General features: G+C 71.2%; 14 protein-coding genes. 7 read left to right on the top strand and 7 right to left on the bottom strand.

Going from position 1 to position 16,293, the window contains the following annotated elements; genetic code table 11:
• Positions 1 to 77: 77 nt before the first annotated feature.
• From whiA to uvrA, 5 genes are read right to left on the bottom strand one after another with little or no spacing between them, the layout of a single operon-like run.
• Positions 78 to 1,076: a DNA-binding protein WhiA gene (gene whiA / locus CXH06_RS08340; protein ID WP_114854716.1), complete on the bottom strand. Its 999-nt coding sequence runs from the start codon at positions 1,074 to 1,076 to the stop codon at positions 78 to 80.
• Entirely contained in the window at positions 1,067 to 2,176 is a 1,110-nt protein-coding gene (gene yvcK / locus CXH06_RS08335) for a gluconeogenesis factor YvcK family protein (protein WP_114854715.1), read from the bottom strand. The genes whiA and yvcK overlap by 10 nt, the downstream gene beginning before the upstream one ends.
• On the bottom strand, positions 2,173 to 3,069 hold the full coding sequence (gene rapZ / locus CXH06_RS08330) for an RNase adapter RapZ (RefSeq protein WP_114854714.1): 897 nt from the start codon (positions 3,067 to 3,069) through the stop codon (positions 2,173 to 2,175). The genes yvcK and rapZ overlap by 4 nt, the downstream gene beginning before the upstream one ends.
• A gap of 55 nt (positions 3,070 to 3,124) precedes the next feature.
• Positions 3,125 to 5,092, bottom strand: coding sequence for an excinuclease ABC subunit UvrC (uvrC, locus tag CXH06_RS08325; protein ID WP_114854713.1), 1,968 nt, complete (start codon positions 5,090 to 5,092; stop codon positions 3,125 to 3,127).
• A 23-nt stretch (positions 5,093 to 5,115) separates the two neighbouring features.
• A complete protein-coding gene (gene uvrA / locus CXH06_RS08320) occupies positions 5,116 to 7,983 on the bottom strand; it encodes an excinuclease ABC subunit UvrA (RefSeq protein ID WP_114854712.1) in 2,868 nt (955 codons plus the stop codon).
• A gap of 73 nt (positions 7,984 to 8,056) precedes the next feature.
• On the opposite strand from uvrA, the gene CXH06_RS08315 reads away from it, so the two are divergent.
• The 4 genes from CXH06_RS08315 to CXH06_RS08300 all read left to right on the top strand — a co-directional run bounded on the left by CXH06_RS08315 (position 8,057) and on the right by CXH06_RS08300 (position 12,312).
• Positions 8,057 to 8,746: an MBL fold metallo-hydrolase gene (locus CXH06_RS08315; RefSeq protein WP_114854711.1), complete on the top strand. Its 690-nt coding sequence runs from the start codon at positions 8,057 to 8,059 to the stop codon at positions 8,744 to 8,746.
• Positions 8,743 to 10,503 carry a bifunctional 3'-5' exonuclease/DNA polymerase gene (locus CXH06_RS08310; RefSeq protein ID WP_232820271.1) on the top strand — a complete coding sequence of 587 codons (1,761 nt, stop codon included), beginning with the start codon at positions 8,743 to 8,745 and terminating at the stop codon, positions 10,501 to 10,503. The genes CXH06_RS08315 and CXH06_RS08310 overlap by 4 nt, the downstream gene beginning before the upstream one ends.
• A gap of 111 nt (positions 10,504 to 10,614) precedes the next feature.
• Positions 10,615 to 11,100, top strand: coding sequence for a pyrimidine dimer DNA glycosylase/endonuclease V (locus CXH06_RS08305; protein WP_114854710.1), 486 nt, complete (start codon positions 10,615 to 10,617; stop codon positions 11,098 to 11,100).
• 129 nt (positions 11,101 to 11,229) lie between these two features.
• On the top strand, positions 11,230 to 12,312 hold the full coding sequence (locus CXH06_RS08300; RefSeq protein ID WP_198684046.1) for a hypothetical protein: 1,083 nt from the start codon (positions 11,230 to 11,232) through the stop codon (positions 12,310 to 12,312).
• A 7-nt stretch (positions 12,313 to 12,319) separates the two neighbouring features.
• Here CXH06_RS08300 and CXH06_RS08295 read toward each other — a convergent pair whose 3' ends face one another.
• Both CXH06_RS08295 and CXH06_RS08290 read right to left on the bottom strand, forming a co-directional pair.
• Positions 12,320 to 12,865 carry a GNAT family N-acetyltransferase gene (locus tag CXH06_RS08295; RefSeq protein ID WP_114854709.1) on the bottom strand — a complete coding sequence of 182 codons (546 nt, stop codon included), beginning with the start codon at positions 12,863 to 12,865 and terminating at the stop codon, positions 12,320 to 12,322.
• A gap of 214 nt (positions 12,866 to 13,079) precedes the next feature.
• A complete protein-coding gene (locus tag CXH06_RS08290) occupies positions 13,080 to 13,946 on the bottom strand; it encodes an aminoglycoside phosphotransferase family protein (RefSeq protein WP_114854708.1) in 867 nt (288 codons plus the stop codon).
• Between the two features lie 756 nt (positions 13,947 to 14,702).
• Here CXH06_RS08290 and CXH06_RS08285 point away from each other — a divergent pair.
• From CXH06_RS08285 to CXH06_RS08275, 3 genes are all read left to right on the top strand, one after another.
• Positions 14,703 to 15,128, top strand: coding sequence for a hypothetical protein (locus tag CXH06_RS08285; protein WP_114854707.1), 426 nt, complete (start codon positions 14,703 to 14,705; stop codon positions 15,126 to 15,128).
• Positions 15,129 to 15,253: 125 nt separating this feature from the next.
• Entirely contained in the window at positions 15,254 to 15,556 is a 303-nt protein-coding gene (locus CXH06_RS08280) for a hypothetical protein (protein WP_114854706.1), read from the top strand.
• 169 nt (positions 15,557 to 15,725) lie between these two features.
• Positions 15,726 to 16,238 (top strand): GNAT family N-acetyltransferase, encoded by a 513-nt coding sequence (locus tag CXH06_RS08275; protein ID WP_157975671.1) that lies wholly within the window; start codon positions 15,726 to 15,728, stop codon positions 16,236 to 16,238.
• Positions 16,239 to 16,293 lie beyond the last annotated feature (55 nt).

Genomic DNA, 16,293 nt, shown 5'->3' with positions numbered 1-16,293 from the left:
TGAAATATGGACAGTGGCGCGCACGCCCTCGTACGCTCGGACGGTGCCGGATGTGACCGACGACCGGGACGATCCTATCAACGTCCGGGATCGGGCGACGGCGGCAACCGCTCCTCGTCCACCCCGTCCTCCGTGCCGGGCAGCCCGAGGTCCTCGGCGCGCTTGTCCGCCATGGCCAGCAGCCGCCGGATCCGTCCCGCGACGGCGTCCTTCGTGAGCGGCGGATCGGCCAGCTGGCCGAGCTCCTCGAGGCTCGCCTGGCGGTTCTCGAGACGCAGCCGCCCGGCGGCCCGCAGATGCTCGGGCACCTCGTCGCCGAGGATCTCCAGAGCCCGCTCGATGCGCTGCCCCGCGGCGACGGCCGCCCGGGCGGAGCGCCGCAGGTTCGCGTCGTCGAAGTTCGCGAGCCGGTGCGCGGTCGCCTTCACCTCGCGCTTGGTCCGGCGGTCCTCCCAGGTCCCCACCGTCTCGGGAGCACCCATCCTCCCCAGCAGCAGCGAGATCGCGTCGCCGTCACGCAGCACCACGCGATCCGCTCCGCGGGCCTCGCGCGCCTTGGAGGAGACGCCGAGGCGGCGGGCGGCGCCCACCATCGCGAGCGCCACCTCCGGGCCCGGGCACGAGAGCTCCATGGCGGAGGAGCGGCCCGGCTCGGTGAGGGTGCCGCGGGCCAGGAACGCCCCGCGCCAGGCGGCCTCGGCGTCGATCGTCGCCCCGCCCACCACGAAGGGCGGCATCCCGCGGACGGGCCGGCCGCGGGCATCGAGCAGACCGGTCTGCCGCGCGAGCATCCCGCCCTCGCGCTCGACGCGGACCAGATAGCGCGAGCTGCGCCGGATCCCGGAGGGAGCCAGCACGGCCAGCTCCGCGCGATGCCCGTACATCTCGGCGATGATCCCGTGCAGCCGGCGCGCCACGGCGGCGGAGTCCAGCTCCGCCTCCACCACCACGCGCCCGGCCACCAGATGCAGCCCCCCGGCGAAGCGGAGCATGGCCGCCGCCTCCGCCTTGCGGGCGGACGGCCTGGTCACCTCGAGGCGGCTCAGCTCTTCCTTGGCCTCACCGGTCAGCGCCATGCATGTCCTCCTCGTTCGATGGGGTGGGGGGTGCGCGTCCTCCGGCCCGCGGCCGGGCTGATCTCCGGTTCGACATCCCCGTAGGCGTCGTCGAACAGGTCGCGGTAGGCGGCGGCGAGGCGGACCGGGTCGTGATGCGGCCGTCCGTCCCCGACGCTCACCTGGCGCAGGAGGGCGCGGATCCCGCGCTCACGGGCCGCCTCGGCGAGCTCCAGGGCGTCCCCGAGCGTGGTGGGGTCGGCGATGAGGGCGTCGAAGCGGCAGCCGTCGGCGTGCTCCAGCAGGACGTCCAGCATGTCCAGGCTGGTCATGCCCTCGGCCTCCTGGGCGCCCACCGTCAGGTTGGTGGTGATGCAGCGCTTCGCGGGGCTGGTGCGGATCGCCTCGGCGATCTCCGGGATCATCAGGTGCGGGAGCACGGAGGTGTACCAGGAGCCGGGGCCGACGATGATCCAGTCGGCGTCCTGGAGCGCGTCCAGCACGTCCTGGGGGACACGCGGGCGCGGCGGGATCAGTCGCACGTCCTCCACCCGGCCCTCCGCCGTGGCGACCTGCCACTGGCCCGAGACCGTGCGCAGGGTGCCGTCGGCGGCGCGGACGTCGGCCTCGATGTCGAGCGGGTCCAGGGCCATCGGGAGCACGCGGCCGCGGGCGCCGAGCAGCTCCCCCATCTGGTCCAGTCCCTCGATGGGATCGCCGAGGATCTGCCACAGCGAGACGATCATGAGGTTGCCCAGGGCGTGGCCGTCCAGCTCTCCCTCCGTGTCGAAGCGGTGCTGGATGACGTCGCCCCAGATGGACCCCCAGTCCGAGTCCTCGCACAGCGCGGCCAGCGCCATCCGCAGATCGCCGGGCGGGAGGACGGGGATCTCGGTGCGGATCCTGCCGGAGGAGCCGCCGTTGTCGGCGACCGTCACCACGGCCGTGAGGTCGTCGGCCAGCAGCCGCAGCGCACGGAGGTTCGCCGCCAGACCGTGGCCGCCGCCCAGGGCTACCACCCGCAGGGGGCGCTGCGGGTCGCCGCGGCCGCCGCGTCGAGCGCTCGCGGAGCGGTCGGCGGTCCGCAGGCGGTGCCCGGGGCTGCGCGGGACGATGCTCATTCGCGCCCCAGATCCCGGTGGCGGATGCGCACGGCGTGCCCGCTGCGACGCAGCCCGTCACCGATCTTCTCGGAGACGGCGACCGAGCGGTGCTTCCCGCCGGTGCAGCCGACCGCGAGGGTCGTGAAGTGCTTGTTCTCGGCGCTGTAGCCGCGCAGCACCGGCGTGATCATCTCCAGGTAGCGGTCCACGAACTCCGCGGCGTTGGCGTCGCCCAGGACGAAGTCCGCGACCTCGGCGTCGGTGCCGCGCTTCGCGCGCAGCTCCGGCACCCAGTACGGGTTGGGGATGAAGCGCACATCGCTGACGTGGTCGGCCTCCAGCGGGATGCCGTACTTGAACCCGAAGGACAGCATCGTGACCGTGAGCTGCTGCTCCTCGCTGGTCCCGAAGACGGTGCGCATCTTCATGGTCAGCTGGTGGACGTTCAGCGGCGAGGTGTCGATGACCAGGTCCGCCATCCGCCGGTAGGGGGCGAGCATCTCGCGCTCGCGGCGGATCCCCTCGAGCACCCCCTCCTCACCCTGCAGCGGGTGGGGGCGGCGCACCGAGTCGAAGCGGCGCACCAGCGTGGACTCGTCCGCGGTGAGGAACAGCAGGCGCAGGCGGAGATCGGAGCGGCGCAGCTCGGCGACCACGTCGGAGAGCTCGTTGAAGAAGGGTCCGGAGCGAGGGTCGACCACCACGGCGAAGCGGTTCTCGCGGCCGACGGCGGAGGCTCGCAGCTCGTAGAGGGTGCCGATCAGCTGCGGGGCGATGTTGTAGACGACGTACCAGCCCATGTCCTCGAGGGCATGGGCGGCGGTCTCGCGGCCCGCGCCGGCCAGTCCCGTGATGATGACGACGTCCCCCTGGGTGGTGGAGCCGGGGGCGGGCGGGGTGTCGTCGATCACGGGACACTCCTTCCGGGTCGAGGGACGGGCGGTCGGTCGGATGGCGGGGGGCGCGTCAGCGGTCGAGGATCTCTCCGGTCGCCATGTCCACGGCCACCTCGAGCGCGTCCTGCGGATCCTCCGGGTCCCCAGGGCCCTCGTCGCCGCGCCCCTCGGCGTCGGCATCGGACGACATCCCCTGCTCGGATCGTAGCGCGGTCGTGACCTGCGCGGCCAACGCGGGCCCGATCCCGTCGACCTCCGCGAGCTCCTCCGCGCTCGCGGCGCGGATCGCGGAGACTGTCACGAAGCGCTCCAGGAGCGCGCGCCGCCGCGCCGGGCCGAGCCCGGGGATGCCGTCCAGTGCGCTGGTCTGCATGGCGCGCCCGCGCTTGGAGCGGTGGTAGGCGATCGCGAAGCGGTGGGCCTCGTCGCGCAGGCGCTGAACGAGGAAGAGGGCCTCGCTGGTGCGGGGCAGGATCACCGGGTAGTCGTCGCCCGGCAGCCAGATCTCCTCGAGCCGCTTGGCGATGCCGGCCAGGGCGATGTCGGTGACGCCCAGATCGTCGAGGGCGCGCTGCGCGGCGGCGACCTGCGGCGCGCCGCCGTCGACGAGGATCAGCGAGGGCGGGTAGGCGAAGCGGCGCGACTCCTCCTCGGTCTTCTCCGGCGGATCGAGGTGGTGGCGCAGCCGGCGGGAGATCACGTCGTACATCGAGGCGGTGTCGTCCCGGGCCGCCTCACCCCGCACCGCGTAGCGGCGGTACTCGCTCTTCTTGGGCAGGCCGTCCTCGAAGACGACCTGCGAGCCCACCACGTTGGTCCCCTGCGAGTGGGAGATGTCGAAGCACTCGATGCGCAGCGGCGGCTCGGCGAGCTCGAGCGCCTCGCCGAGGTCCTCGAGTGCCTTGGTGCGGGCGGTGAGGTCCCCGGTGCGCTTGAGCCGGTGCAGCCGCAGCGCCTCGGTGGCGTTCTCGCTCACCGTGCGCAGCAGCTCCTTCTTCTCCCCGCGCTGCGGGACCCGCAGGTCCACAGTGCGGCCGATCATCTCGAGCACCTGCTCGCGGTTCGTGGGCAGCACCGGCACCAGGATCTCGCGCGGGGCGCGGCTCTCGGCGTACAGGGTGGTCAGCGCCCGCTCGATGAGGTCCGGCGCGGTGCTGTCGTCGAGGATCTCGGCGGTCCAGCCGCGCTGCCCCCGGATCCGGCCGCCGCGCACGTGGAAGACCTGCACCGAGGCCTCGAGCTCGTCCTGGGCCAGGCCCACCAGATCGGCGTCGGTGGCGTCGGAGAGCACCACGGAGTTCTTCTCCATGACCTTCTCGAGCGCCTGGAGGTCGTCGCGCAGCCCCGCGGCGGCCTCGTAGTCCATGGCCGCGGCCGCGTCCCGCATCTGCCCCTCGATGCGCCGGGTGTAGGTGGCGGTGTTCCCGGCCATGAAGTCCGCGAACTGCTCGGCCAGGCGCCGATGCTCGTCCTCGGAGACGTCCCCGACGCAGGGGGCCGAGCACTTGCCGATGAAGCCCAGCAGGCAGGGACGCCCGGACCGCTCGGCACGGCGATACACCCCGGCGGTGCAGGAGCGGACCGGGAACACGCGCAGCATCAGGTCGAGGGTCTCGCGGATGGCCCCCACCTGCGGGTACGGACCGAAGACGCGGTCGCCCTTGGCACGGGGCCGACGGGTGATGTGGACCCGTGGCACCTTCTCCCCCATCGTGAGCACCAGGTACGGGTAGGACTTGTCGTCGCGGAACTTCACGTTGAACCGCGGGTCGAACTCCTTGATCCAGGTGTACTCGAGGGTGAGTGCCTCGACCTCGGTCCCCACCACCGTCCACTCCACGCTCGCGGCGGTGGTGACCATCCGGCGGGTGCGCTCGTGCAGGACGGAGAGGTCCTGGAAGTAGTTGCTCAGCCGCTGGCGGAGGTTCTTCGCCTTGCCGACGTAGATGACGCGCCCGTGCTCGTCCCGGAACCGGTACACCCCCGGCCGGGTCGGGATGGACCCGGTCGCGGGACGATAGGTGGCGGGATCGGCCATGGCGGTGCCTCCTCTGCTTCCTCTCAGGCCGTCCGGGACCGGCCCGGGGCGGTCGCATCGAGCATCGGCGCGAGGAACTGCCCGGTGTAGGAGCCGGAGACCTTCGCGACCTGCTCGGGCGTGCCCGTGGCGACCACGCGGCCGCCGCCGGCGCCGCCCTCGGGACCCAGGTCGATGACGTGATCTGCGGTCTTGATGACGTCCAGGTTGTGCTCGATGACGATCACCGAGTTGCCCTTCTCGACCAGGCCGTCCAGCACCTCGAGCAGCTTGCGCACATCCTCGAAGTGCAGCCCGGTGGTGGGCTCGTCGAGGACGTAGATCGTCCGCCCGTTGGAGCGCTTGTGCAGCTCGGAGGAGAGCTTGACGCGCTGGGCCTCGCCGCCGGAGAGGGTGGTCGCGGACTGGCCCAGCTTCACGTAGCCCAGCCCCACGTCGACCAGAGTCTGCATCTGCCGGCGGATCGCGGGCACCGCGTCGAAGAACTCGAGCGCCTCGGCGATGGACATGTCCAGCACCTCGGCGACGTTCTTGTCCTTGAAGGTCACCTCGAGGGTCTCGCGGTTGTAGCGCTGGCCGTGGCAGACCTCGCACTGCACGTAGACGTCGGGCAGGAAGTTCATCTCGATCTTCAGGGTGCCGTCGCCGGAGCAGGCCTCGCAGCGGCCGCCCTTGACGTTGAAGGAGAAGCGCCCGGCGGTGTATCCGCGGATCTTCGCCTCGTTGGTCTGGGCGAACAGGGTGCGCACCCGGTCCCACACCCCCGTGTAGGTGGCGGGGTTCGAGCGCGGCGTGCGGCCGATGGGCGACTGGTCGACGTGCACCACCTTGTCGAGGTGCTCGAGGCCCGTGACGCGCTTGTGGCGCCCGGGGACGATGCGGGCGCGGTTGAGCTCCTTGGCGAGCACCGCGAACAGGATGTCGTTGACCAGGGAGGACTTGCCGGATCCGGAGACACCGGTGACGGCGGTGAGCACCCCGAGCGGGAAGGAGACGTCCTGACCGGTGAGGTTGTTCGCGCGCGGGGCGACGACCTTCAGCATGCGCTGGCGGTCCACCGGACGGCGGCTCAGGGGCAGCGGGATCGCGAGCTCGCCGGAGAGGTAGCGGCCGGTGAGGCTGTCGGGATTGGTCTTGAGGTCCTCGACCACGCCGGAGTGGACCACACGGCCGCCGTGCGCGCCGGCCAGCGGGCCGATGTCGACCACCCAGTCGGCGGAGTTCAGGGTGTCCTCGTCGTGCTCGACGACGATGAGGGTGTTGCCGAGGTCGCGGAGCCGCTCGAGGGTCGCGATGAGGCGCTCGTTGTCCCGCTGGTGCAGGCCGATGGACGGCTCGTCGAGCACGTAGAGCACGCCCACCAGGCCGGAGCCGATCTGGGTGGCCAGGCGGATGCGCTGGGCTTCCCCGCCGGAGAGGGTGGCGGCGGCGCGGGCGAGGCTCAGGTAGTCCAGTCCGACGTCGAGCAGGAAGCCCAGCCGCGCACGGATCTCCCGCAGCACCTCGTCGGCGATCGCGGCCTCGCGCACGCCCAGCTCGAGGCCCTGGTGGAACTCGAGGGCCTCCCGGATCGACATCTCGCAGACCTCCGCGATGGAGCGTCCGCCGACGGTGACCGCGAGCACCTCGGGACGCAGCCGGGCGCCCTGACAGGTCGGGCACGGCACCTCGCGCATGAACTGCTCGTAGCGCTCCTTCGCCCAGTCGGACTCGGTGTCGCTGTGGCGGCGCTCGAGGAAGTGCATGACGCCCTCGAAGCCGGTGGAGTAGGTGCGCTCGCGACCGAAGCGGTTGCGGTACTTCACGTGGACCTTGTGGTCCTTGCCGTGCAGCAGAGCGTCCTTGGCGCGCTGCGGCAGCGCCCGCCACGGGGTGTCCATCGAGAAGCTGAGCTCCTCGCCGAGGCCGGCCATGACCTCGAGATGGTGATCGGACGAGCCCATGGTCCAGGGAGCGATGGCGCCGTCGGCCAGGGAGAGGTCCTCATCGGGGACCACCAGCTCGGGATCCACCTCGAGGCGCTGCCCCAGGCCCGTGCACTCCGGGCAGGCGCCGTAGGGGGCGTTGAAGGAGAAGGTGCGCGGTTCGATGTCGTCGATCGCGAGCGGATGGTCGTTGGGACAGGCGCGCTTCTCGGAGAAGCGGCGGCTGCGCCCGGGATCGTCCTCGTCGAGGTCCACGAAGTCGACGATCAGGAGCCCGTCGGCCAGGCGCAGGGCGGTCTCCACGGAGTCGGTCAGGCGGCGCCGGGCATCGGGCTTGGCCGCGAGGCGGTCGACGACCACCTCGATGGTGTGCTTGACCTTCTTGTCGAGGGTGATCTCCTCGTCCAGCCGACGGTTGGTCCCGTCCACGCGGGCACGGGCGTAGCCCTGCGAGCGCAGCGCGCTGAGGAGGTCCGCGTGCTCTCCCTTGCGGCCCTGGACCACCGGGGCCAGCAGCTGGAAGCGGGTGCCGGCCGGCTCCTCGAGCAGGGTGTCCACGATCTGCTCCGCCGAGGAGGAGATCACCTTCTCGCCGCAGACCGGGCAGTGCTGCTCGCCGGTGCGGGAGAAGAGCAGGCGCAGGTAGTCGTAGATCTCGGTGATCGTGCCGACGGTCGAGCGAGGGTTGCGGTTGGTCGACTTCTGGTCGATCGAGACCGCCGGGGAGAGGCCCTCGATGAGGTCCACCGAGGGCTTGTCCATCTGGCCCAGGAACTGCCGGGCATAGGCGGACAGCGACTCGACGTAGCGCCGCTGTCCCTCGGCGAAGATGGTGTCGAAGGCCAGGGAGCTCTTCCCCGACCCGGACAGCCCGGAGAACACCACCAGCTTGTTGCGGGGGATGTCGATGTCGATGTTCTTGAGGTTGTGCTCGCGCGCACCACGGACGACCAGCGATTCAGTCACCGGACCATCCTAGGCGCGAACCCTGACGTTCGAACAGCTGTTCGGTGAGAGAGGAAGGCGACATACTGGTGCCATGACCCCCACAGCAGCCTCAGGACACGACGAAGATCGAGGTGGGAGCACCTTGCTCCGCACCGGACCGCTCGAGATCCGCGCCCTCTCCGTGGGCCCGATGGACAACAACGCCTACCTGCTGACCTGTCGGTCGACCGGCGCACAGCTGCTCATCGACGCCGCCGCGGAGCCGGAGCGGCTGCAGGCCCTGATCGCGGAGGGCTCCCCCGCGGGGCGGCTGGACCTCATCGTCACCACGCACCGCCATCACGACCACGTCGGCGCGCTCGCGGCGCTCGTCGAGGCGAGCGGTGCCCGCACCGCGGCGGGCGCCGAGGACGCCGCGGCGCTCCCGGTGCCCACCGACCGGCCCCTCGCCCACGGCGAGGTGATCGAGCTCGGCGATCAGCGGCTCGAGGTGATCGCCCTGCGCGGCCACACCCCCGGGTCGATCGCCCTGCTGTGGCACGACGACGCCCAGGGGCCGGAGGCCGGCCATCACCTCTTCACCGGCGACTCCCTGTTCCCCGGCGGGGTGGGCAACACCGACCGCGACCCGCAGCGCTTCGCCCAGCTCCTCGGCGACGTCGAGGAGCGCGTCTTCGATCGCCTGCCGGATGCGACGGCGGTGCATCCCGGGCACGGGGCGGGGACCACGCTCGACGCGGAGCGGCCCGCCCTCCCCGGGTGGCGCGAGCGGGGCTGGTGACCACGCCCGCCGCGGCCCCGTCGGCACCGCCGTCGCCGAGCTGGTGCGTGCTGGGCCGCGAGGACGGCGGGGTGCGCCTGACGGCGCTGGGGGCCGACGGGGAGACCCTGTGGACCCAGTCCCTCGTCTCGGAGCAGCTCGCATCGGCCGTCGCCCGCTGCGAGGCGGAGCACTCCCCCCGCTGGGTCTGGAGCGATGCCGCCGCCTGGTATCCATCGCTGCTGGCCGCCGGCGTGACGCTCGAGCGCTGCCATGATCTCCGTCTGGTGCATCGCATCCTGCGGCACTCCGAGCTGGTCGAGGACCCGGCACTGCTGCGCGCCGCGTCCGCCTGGGACGCGCCGCTGGAGCCGCACGAGCCGGTGCGGGAGACCGGCCAGGCGCTCTTCGAGCTCGACACCGCCGCGTCCCGCTCCGCCGAGGTCCCCTCCGACGCTGCCGGGACCCTCGCGGAGCTCTCCCGGCAGCGCACCGCCCTCGACGCCTCCCGCGCCCCGTCCCGGCTGCGGCTGCTGCTCGCCGCGGAATCGGCGGGCGCGCTGATCGCCGCGGAGCTGCAGGCCGCGGGGATCCCCTGGGACGAGGCCGAGCACGACCGGATCCTCACCGAGGCCCTGGGCCCCCGCCCCTCGCCGGGGTCCCCGCCGGCCCGGATGGTGGAGGCCGGGGCGGAGGTGCGCGCGGCGCTCGGCGACCCGCTGGTCCCGCTGGACTCGCCGCCCAGACTGCTGCGGGCGCTGCATCGCGCAGGGATCGACGTCTCCTCGACCTCGCAGTGGGAGCTGATGGAGCACGATCACCCGGCGATCGATCCGCTGCTGCGCTACAAGAAGATGTCCCGCCTGCTCACCGCGAACGGCTGGACCTGGCTGGACGAATGGGTCCACGAGGGGCGCTACCGCCCCGTCTACGTGCCCGGCGGGGTGGTGACGGGCCGCTGGGCGAGCAGCGGCGGCGGGGCGCTGCAGGTCCCGCGGCAGCTGCGCCCGGCGATGCGCGCCGATCCCGGCTGGCGCCTGGTGAGCGCCGACGTCTCCCAGCTGGAGCCGCGGGTGCTCGCCGCGATGTCCGGAGACGCGGCGATGATCACGGCCGGGGCCGGCAAGGATCTCTACTCGGGCATCGTCGAGGCCGGGATCGTGGCGACCCGGCAGGAGGCGAAGGTCGGGGTGCTCGGGGCGCTGTACGGCGGCACCACCGGGGACAGCGGACGGGTGGTGCCGCGGCTGCGGCAGCGGTTCCCCGCCGCGATGGCGCTCGTCGACGGCGCCGCGGCCACCGGTGAGCGAGGCGGGACCGTGACCACGTGGCTGGGGCGCTCCTCCCCGGCCCCCGAGGAGGCCTGGACCGCCGCACAGCGCAGCGCCCATCAGGTCGACGCACCGGGCGGCGCGGCGGAGACGGCACGGCGCGCGGCCCGCGATCGCGGGCGCTTCACCCGGAACTTCGTCGTGCAGGGCACCGCGGCGGAATGGGCGCTGTCCTGGATGGCGGCGCTGCGCCTGGCTCTGGACCGCTTCGCACCGGTCCCCGAGCAGGAGGCGGCCGGGCCCTCGGGCCCCGTGTTCTCGCGCCGTGCGCACCTCGCGTTCTTCCTCCACGACGAGGTGATCGTGCACGCCCCCGCCTCCCAGGCCGAGGACGCGGCACACGCGATCCAGGAGGCGGCCGATGCAGCGGGCCGGCTGCTGTTCCCCGGCAGCGCGATCGACTTCCCGCTCGATCTGACGATCAGCGAGCGCTCGGCCCAGAAGTGACGAGGCGGAGGCTTTCGTCCTCCGTCCCGGCCTCTCGCGGCGCGCCCTGCCCTGTCGTCTCCGGCGCCGTGTCCGCAGCTCGCGGCGCACCTCCTGCGCGATGATGGGCGCATGCGCCTCTGGTCCCTCCATCCTCAGCACCTCGACCGGCAGGGCCTCACCGGGGGCTGGCGAGAGGCCCTGCTGGCCCAGGCCGTGCTCGCCGGGCGCACGCGCGGGTACCGCGCCCATCCGCAGCTCGAGCGCTTCCGTGAGCACCCGGACCCGCTCGGGGCGATGGGCTCCTATCTCACCGCCCTCGCCGAGGAGGCGAGCGCCCGGGGCTACCGCTTCGACCGCTCCCGGATCGATCCTCGTGTCCCCTCGGCCCCGATGCCGTCACCGATCCCGGTGACCGAGGGCCAGATCGCTCTCGAATGGCACCATCTCCTGGACAAGCTCGAGGCGCGCTCCCCGGAGAGATGGGCCCGGAGCACGGCCCTCGACGGACCCGCCCTGCACCCCCTGTTCCGGCTCGTCCCGGGACCGGTCGCCTCCTGGGAGCGTGCGGAGCTGCCGACCGGTTCGACAGGGCGGACGGGCACGCCGGGTCGGTGAGCGTCGGCGGTGGGGCTCTGCCCTCGACCATCGACCGGCGCGCCCTTCTCGGGTAGCCTCGGAGGCCTCGACCTACCTGATCCGCAGGGGAGTCCGCGCGACCTCGCGCGCACGTCCATGGAGGCCGAGATGCCCGCACCCCTGCAGACCCCCTCGCTGTTCACCCACTTCGACATGGTGGACGGTCCGATGCCGCCCGGCGTCCTGGGTCTCGGCGATCCGGACGTCCACCGTATCGACGGCGTGCCGACCATGCTCCTCGGCGGCTTCTCCACGACCTTCCGCAACCGGCTGTACGCGGCGGCGCTCGATCCCGCTGCGGATCCCGCCCGCGGGCCGTGGCGCCTGCAGGCGGATTCTCGGGGGCGTGCGCTCGCTCTCGCTCCGGACCCGCCCCGCGGCTCCTGGGACGGCGCCGGGATGCACACGCCCTCCTTCGTCCCTGCGACCGCCGCCGGTCCGGCCCGGATCTACTACACGGGCCGCTCCTCGCGGCGGCAGTACGGGGCGGACAGCCGGTACGCCATCGGCGTGCTGGAGCTCCGGGACGGCCGGTGGCGACGTCTCGAGCGTCCGCTCATCTCCGGGGTGGCTCCACGGCTCAGCACGCTGGAGCCGCTGGTGGTCCACGACGGCGACCGCTACGTGATGTGGTACCAGGCCAATCCCTTCGAGATCGGCCCCGGGGACCGTCCCGACTACGAGCTGCGCGTCGTGGAGAGCGCCGATGGCCTGAGCTGGTCACCGCCGCGCGTGTTCGCCACGCCGGACGAGGGCTTCTTCGACAACGCGGTCACGCAGATCCCCGGCGGATGGATGATGGTCCTCGCCCGTGGGGCGGACATCCACGGCACCGGAGGGGTGCCGCCGCAGGGCCTGTGGGTCACCACCTCCGCGACCGCAAGCGCCGATCGATCGGACTGGTCACGTCCGGTGCAGGTGCTCGACACCGACCGGGCGGGGACCGCCGAGCGGATCGGGCGCGGCACCTACGGTCCCGGGGTCCTCCATCTCGAGGAGCAGGAGAGGACCGTCCTGTACGCCACGGGGGTCCGGGCCGCGCCGTCCTGGCCGCGGATGCTCGCCCGGCAGCTGCTGCGGCGCCGGCGCGGTGTGGTCCCCGCGCCCTTCCACCTCTCGGTGGTCGCCATGGACATTCCCCGTCCCCGGAGCATCGCCGTCGGCGGGTCGTCACTCGCGCGCCCATCGTGATGCCAGGTCAGGCGTCGTCGTCCCAGCGGACCGGCGTGGTGGTGCCGTCCCTCCAGTCACGGCGGAGGATCGCGTACCCCACGGAATCCACCGGCTCGTCCCCCGCCACGGACCACCCCTCGCGGTAGTGCGCCTCCTGCACCCAGCCCGCCCGCCGGAAGGTGCGGCGCATGGCGATGTTGTCGGCGCGGGTCCGGCCCTCGAACCGTCGCACGTGGGGGTACTGCGCGAAGAGCACATCGGCGAGGACGCGGAGCACGGGCGCCCCGAGCCCCTGGCCACGGGCGGTCTCCGCCAGACGCAGGTCGAACAGCACGGTGTCGTCGCGCAGGTCGTCGAGGACGGCGAGGCCCGAACGCTCACCGTGCGCGATCACCCAGAAGGCCTGGTGCTCCGGGGGATCGAAGATGCCGTCCGCGATCCTCCGCTCCGCCTGGGCGCGCGTGGGCCGGGGCTGGCCGTGGAAGGGGAAGTGCTGCGAGCTGAGGAAATCGACGATCGCCTCGCGATCATGCGGCAGGGAGACGGGGTCGAGACGCACACGAGAGTCCATGGACGAAGTATCCCTGTCTCGGGGTCGGCCCTGTGGAGTGTCTCTGAATGGGGCGGTTGAACCATTGGATGGATGCTCTCAGGCTGGCTCCAGCGCGGCAGGTCATGCCGAGTGTGCTGCAACGGGAGGCCAGTCCGCACCATGGCTTCCCGTCGCTGCAGCCAGAATCGATGACTCGGACGCGGGACCTGCGGGCACATGCCGCGTGCGCAGATCAGCCCGCCACGGGGTCGGCAAGAACCCCGGTGAGGACGTGGGTCTCCGAGCTGGAGCCGGACGGCTTTGGCATGGTCACCAGCTCTTTCCACAGCGCCCAGCCGCGGGCACGCCGCCAGGTGTCGGCCGACAGCCCGACAGCCTCGCGGAAGGCAGCGCGCTCTTCGGCCGTGAAGTACGTCCAGGCCATCACGAGGTCGCACGCCGGGTCACCGACGCAGCAGCCTCCGAAGTCGATGACCGCGGACAGTGCACCATCGGTGGTGAGCAGGTTTCCCACAGCGATGTCACCGTGGCACCACGCCGGGGTGTCCGACCAGGCGGAGCGCACCGCCTCCGCCCAGACGCGCCGGCAGGACGCTGCGTCCACGGCGTCTCCGAACCGCTCCAGAGCCTGCTCGACCTCATGGCCGTAGACGCTGGGGTGGCAGCCGCGGTAATGGGAGTGGGCGCCGGCGGCCGGTCCCGGCCTGGTCGGCGCGTGGCGAAGGGCTACCAGGAAGGTGCCGAGATCACGCGCGAGCCGGGGTCGGTCGATGTCAGTCGCTTCCTCGACGGTCACGCCGGGCAGCCAGCGCCGCACCGACCACGGGAACGGGTAGTCCGTCGCGGGCTGACCAGTGGCGACGGGCGTTGGCACCGCGAGCGGGAGATGCTCGGCCAGGCGAGGAAGGTACTGATCTTCCTTGGCCACGGCGGCGACGTACCCCTCCGCGCTGGGCAGCCGCACGACCAGCTCGTCGCCGAGCCGGAACGTCCGGTTGTCCCAACCCTGACGGGCTACGGGCCGCACGGGGAGGTCGTGCCACTCGGGGAACTGCTCGGCGACCAGAGTGCGCACGAGCTCAGGGGTGATATCGACCATGGCCGCCAGTCTGGAGGGGGTGGGCCGGGGCCGCATCATTATTCACGCCATCGAGGGCGGGGGCCGGCCCCAGCTCACTCTGGGTCCTGTGGCACGAGGGAAGGAGTTCTGGGCATCTCGGCTTCCGACGGCGCGGGCTGGGCCATGTAGCGTCATGGTACAGCGTACTCCGGCTGATGCTGAATACACCGACGATATGCGCTTAGTGGATGCCTGCGACGGCAGCGGTGCGGACCTCAAGGATCTGATCGTCGCTCAGGCGACGCTTGCGCCCGCGCTATTTGCCCGGAACGCGCTCGGCGATCGCCGTGCCCCCGTCGCAAGGCGCTCCCGGATCATGTCGCGGAGTGAGCGTGCGTGGCGGTCGAGGGAGGAGGCGACGACGGTGTCACCCTCGCACGACGCCCAAGGCCTCGAGCAGCTCAGGCCGGCCGAAGGTAATGGCAGCGGACTGATACTCGCGGGTTGCCTTGTTCACCTCTCCGACGGTCTCCAACTGACGGTCGAGGTTCTGGCCGGCAGAGGAGACTCGGACATAGGCGACGTACTGTGTGGTATGCGTGGGACAAGAATGTCCCGCAGAGGTCGTCGGCCACGAGAAGTGCACAGATGTGTCACTAAATGCGCGTCGAGGACCCTAGTGGGAACCGCGACGTCCTCGAACCGAGAGTGTCACTTTGGGGTATACCCCATTGGAACGAAAATGCCGTGCCGCAAACGACCGTTTTAGGCGCAGCGCGCCTTACCCTCGGCGCCATGGTGCAGCGTCGGCCCTTCCCTCTGCTCGCTGAGCGTCCTGCGAGCCTGGACGGGGTGATCCTCGACTCCCACTGGGATCTGGACCGACTGCACGCCCTGTCGTTGCCCGAACGGGAAGTGTCCATCTCCACGCTGGAGTGGCACCTGTACTTGCCGTTCTGGGCAGCGGGTGGGCGCCCTTTTCAGGTGTCCCCCGCCGAGGTGGCATCCGAGCCGAGTGTGCATCCCGAGCAATGGGCGCGAACCCTCGCTGCCGACCTTCGCTACCCGCTCGACACATACGTAGGGGCGGAGCGACGTCTGATCATCCTTGATGGTGTGCACCGGCTGCTGAAAGCCCTGGTTGAAGGGCGCTCAACACTCCGACTGCGGGTGCAAAAGGCTGACTCGTTCGACGCCGTCGCTGTGCCGGTCCAGGAGTAGTCGAATCGGACCGTTTGCGGTGCAGCCATGTTCTCGTGGGGCAGTAGCGTGGCCAGATGAGTAGGACGAAACCCAAGACTGCTGCGAGAGCCGATGACCTAGCTCGCTACTCAGCTGCTGCAGGCGTGCTCGCGGTCGCGCTCTGGGCGATCGCACGGATTCTCGTGGGGCACCTATCTGCCACGGAGAGCGAGACCGATCATCCGTGGTTTGACTGGACCAGCCTCTTGGCTCCCGCTCCGGGGTGTATCTGCGCTGTCTTTGCCATCGTGCTCGGCATCGCTGGCCTCCTCCATCGTGACAAGACGCGAGCTTGGGCGGTCGCCGGCACAACGATCGGGGCGACGTTCCTGGTCATCATGCTTACAGAAATCTCGGCCAACATTCTTCCCATGTTCTTCATTTCCGAACCGGGACCGCAGCAGTGAGCGCCGAGAGGACGTCCTGGTCTGGAAGCGACCGTTTGAGCGGACCGTTTGTGAGACGGCCACTGCGGGACAGTTCGACGCAGAGCATTCGGCCTGTCTCCTCGCGCCTGCCCGCTGAAGCATGAAAATGACCTCGCACTGTGCGGCGCGCTCGGCATACGGTTCTCCTATGCAGGTCTCCATCGAACCTCTCCGCCTCGAGGACGCCCGAGCGATTGTCGAGGCCGAGGATGAGCAGACGGTGCGATGGCTCAGCGAAGCGAAGAGCACGGTCGAGGGGACCACGGAGTTCATCGCGCAGCTCGCGCGCGATGCCGAGCGGGGCAAGCCCAAACGGGTCTTCGGGATCTGGCTCGACGGGACCTTCGTGGGCACGATCGACTTCGACCCGGACGTCACCGATGGCCTGGAGCCCGGGGACGTGAACATCGCCTACGGCGTCGCCCCTTCGGTTCGCGGTCGCGGCGTGGCTGCCCGCGCTGTTGAACTGATCTGCGCGACGATCCAGGAGAGGGCTGTCGGCAAGCGGGCAGTGATCCGCACAGACGCCCGCAACGCTGCCTCGTCACGTGTTGCGGAGAAGGCGGGATTCGTGCACCTCCGGGACGTGCACATCACCACCGAGACGTTGGAAGACGGAAGCCCTGTTGTCATGCATGTCTATGGCCGTGACCTCACTTAACCTCGAGATCGAAGCCGAGCGTTGGGACTGCTGCACGAGTTGGTGACACCTCAAC

Origin of the sequence: Brachybacterium sp. YJGR34 (assembly GCF_003347015.1) — a bacterium.
Lineage (GTDB): Bacteria > Actinomycetota > Actinomycetes > Actinomycetales > Dermabacteraceae > Brachybacterium.
Note: the sequence above shows the minus strand (reverse complement) of the source record. Positions and strands in the feature narration are given on the sequence as shown.

What these genes read in the sequence shown, in the direction of transcription:
- whiA (WP_114854716.1), bottom strand. Translation starts at nt 1,076, where the DNA reads ATGGCGCTGACCGGTGAGGCCAAGGAAGAGCTGAGCCGCCTCGAGGTG.
- yvcK (WP_114854715.1), bottom strand. Translation starts at nt 2,176, where the DNA reads ATGAGCATCGTCCCGCGCAGCCCCGGGCACCGCCTGCGGACCGCCGAC.
- uvrC (WP_114854713.1), bottom strand. Translation starts at nt 5,092, where the DNA reads ATGGCCGATCCCGCCACCTATCGTCCCGCGACCGGGTCCATCCCGACC.
- CXH06_RS08315 (WP_114854711.1), top strand. Translation starts at nt 8,057, where the DNA reads ATGACCCCCACAGCAGCCTCAGGACACGACGAAGATCGAGGTGGGAGC.
- CXH06_RS08305 (WP_114854710.1), top strand. Translation starts at nt 10,615, where the DNA reads ATGCGCCTCTGGTCCCTCCATCCTCAGCACCTCGACCGGCAGGGCCTC.
- CXH06_RS08300 (WP_198684046.1), top strand. Translation starts at nt 11,230, where the DNA reads ATGCCCGCACCCCTGCAGACCCCCTCGCTGTTCACCCACTTCGACATG.
- CXH06_RS08295 (WP_114854709.1), bottom strand. Translation starts at nt 12,865, where the DNA reads ATGGACTCTCGTGTGCGTCTCGACCCCGTCTCCCTGCCGCATGATCGC.
- CXH06_RS08290 (WP_114854708.1), bottom strand. Translation starts at nt 13,946, where the DNA reads ATGGTCGATATCACCCCTGAGCTCGTGCGCACTCTGGTCGCCGAGCAG.
- CXH06_RS08285 (WP_114854707.1), top strand. Translation starts at nt 14,703, where the DNA reads ATGGTGCAGCGTCGGCCCTTCCCTCTGCTCGCTGAGCGTCCTGCGAGC.
- CXH06_RS08275 (WP_157975671.1), top strand. Translation starts at nt 15,726, where the DNA reads ATGCAGGTCTCCATCGAACCTCTCCGCCTCGAGGACGCCCGAGCGATT.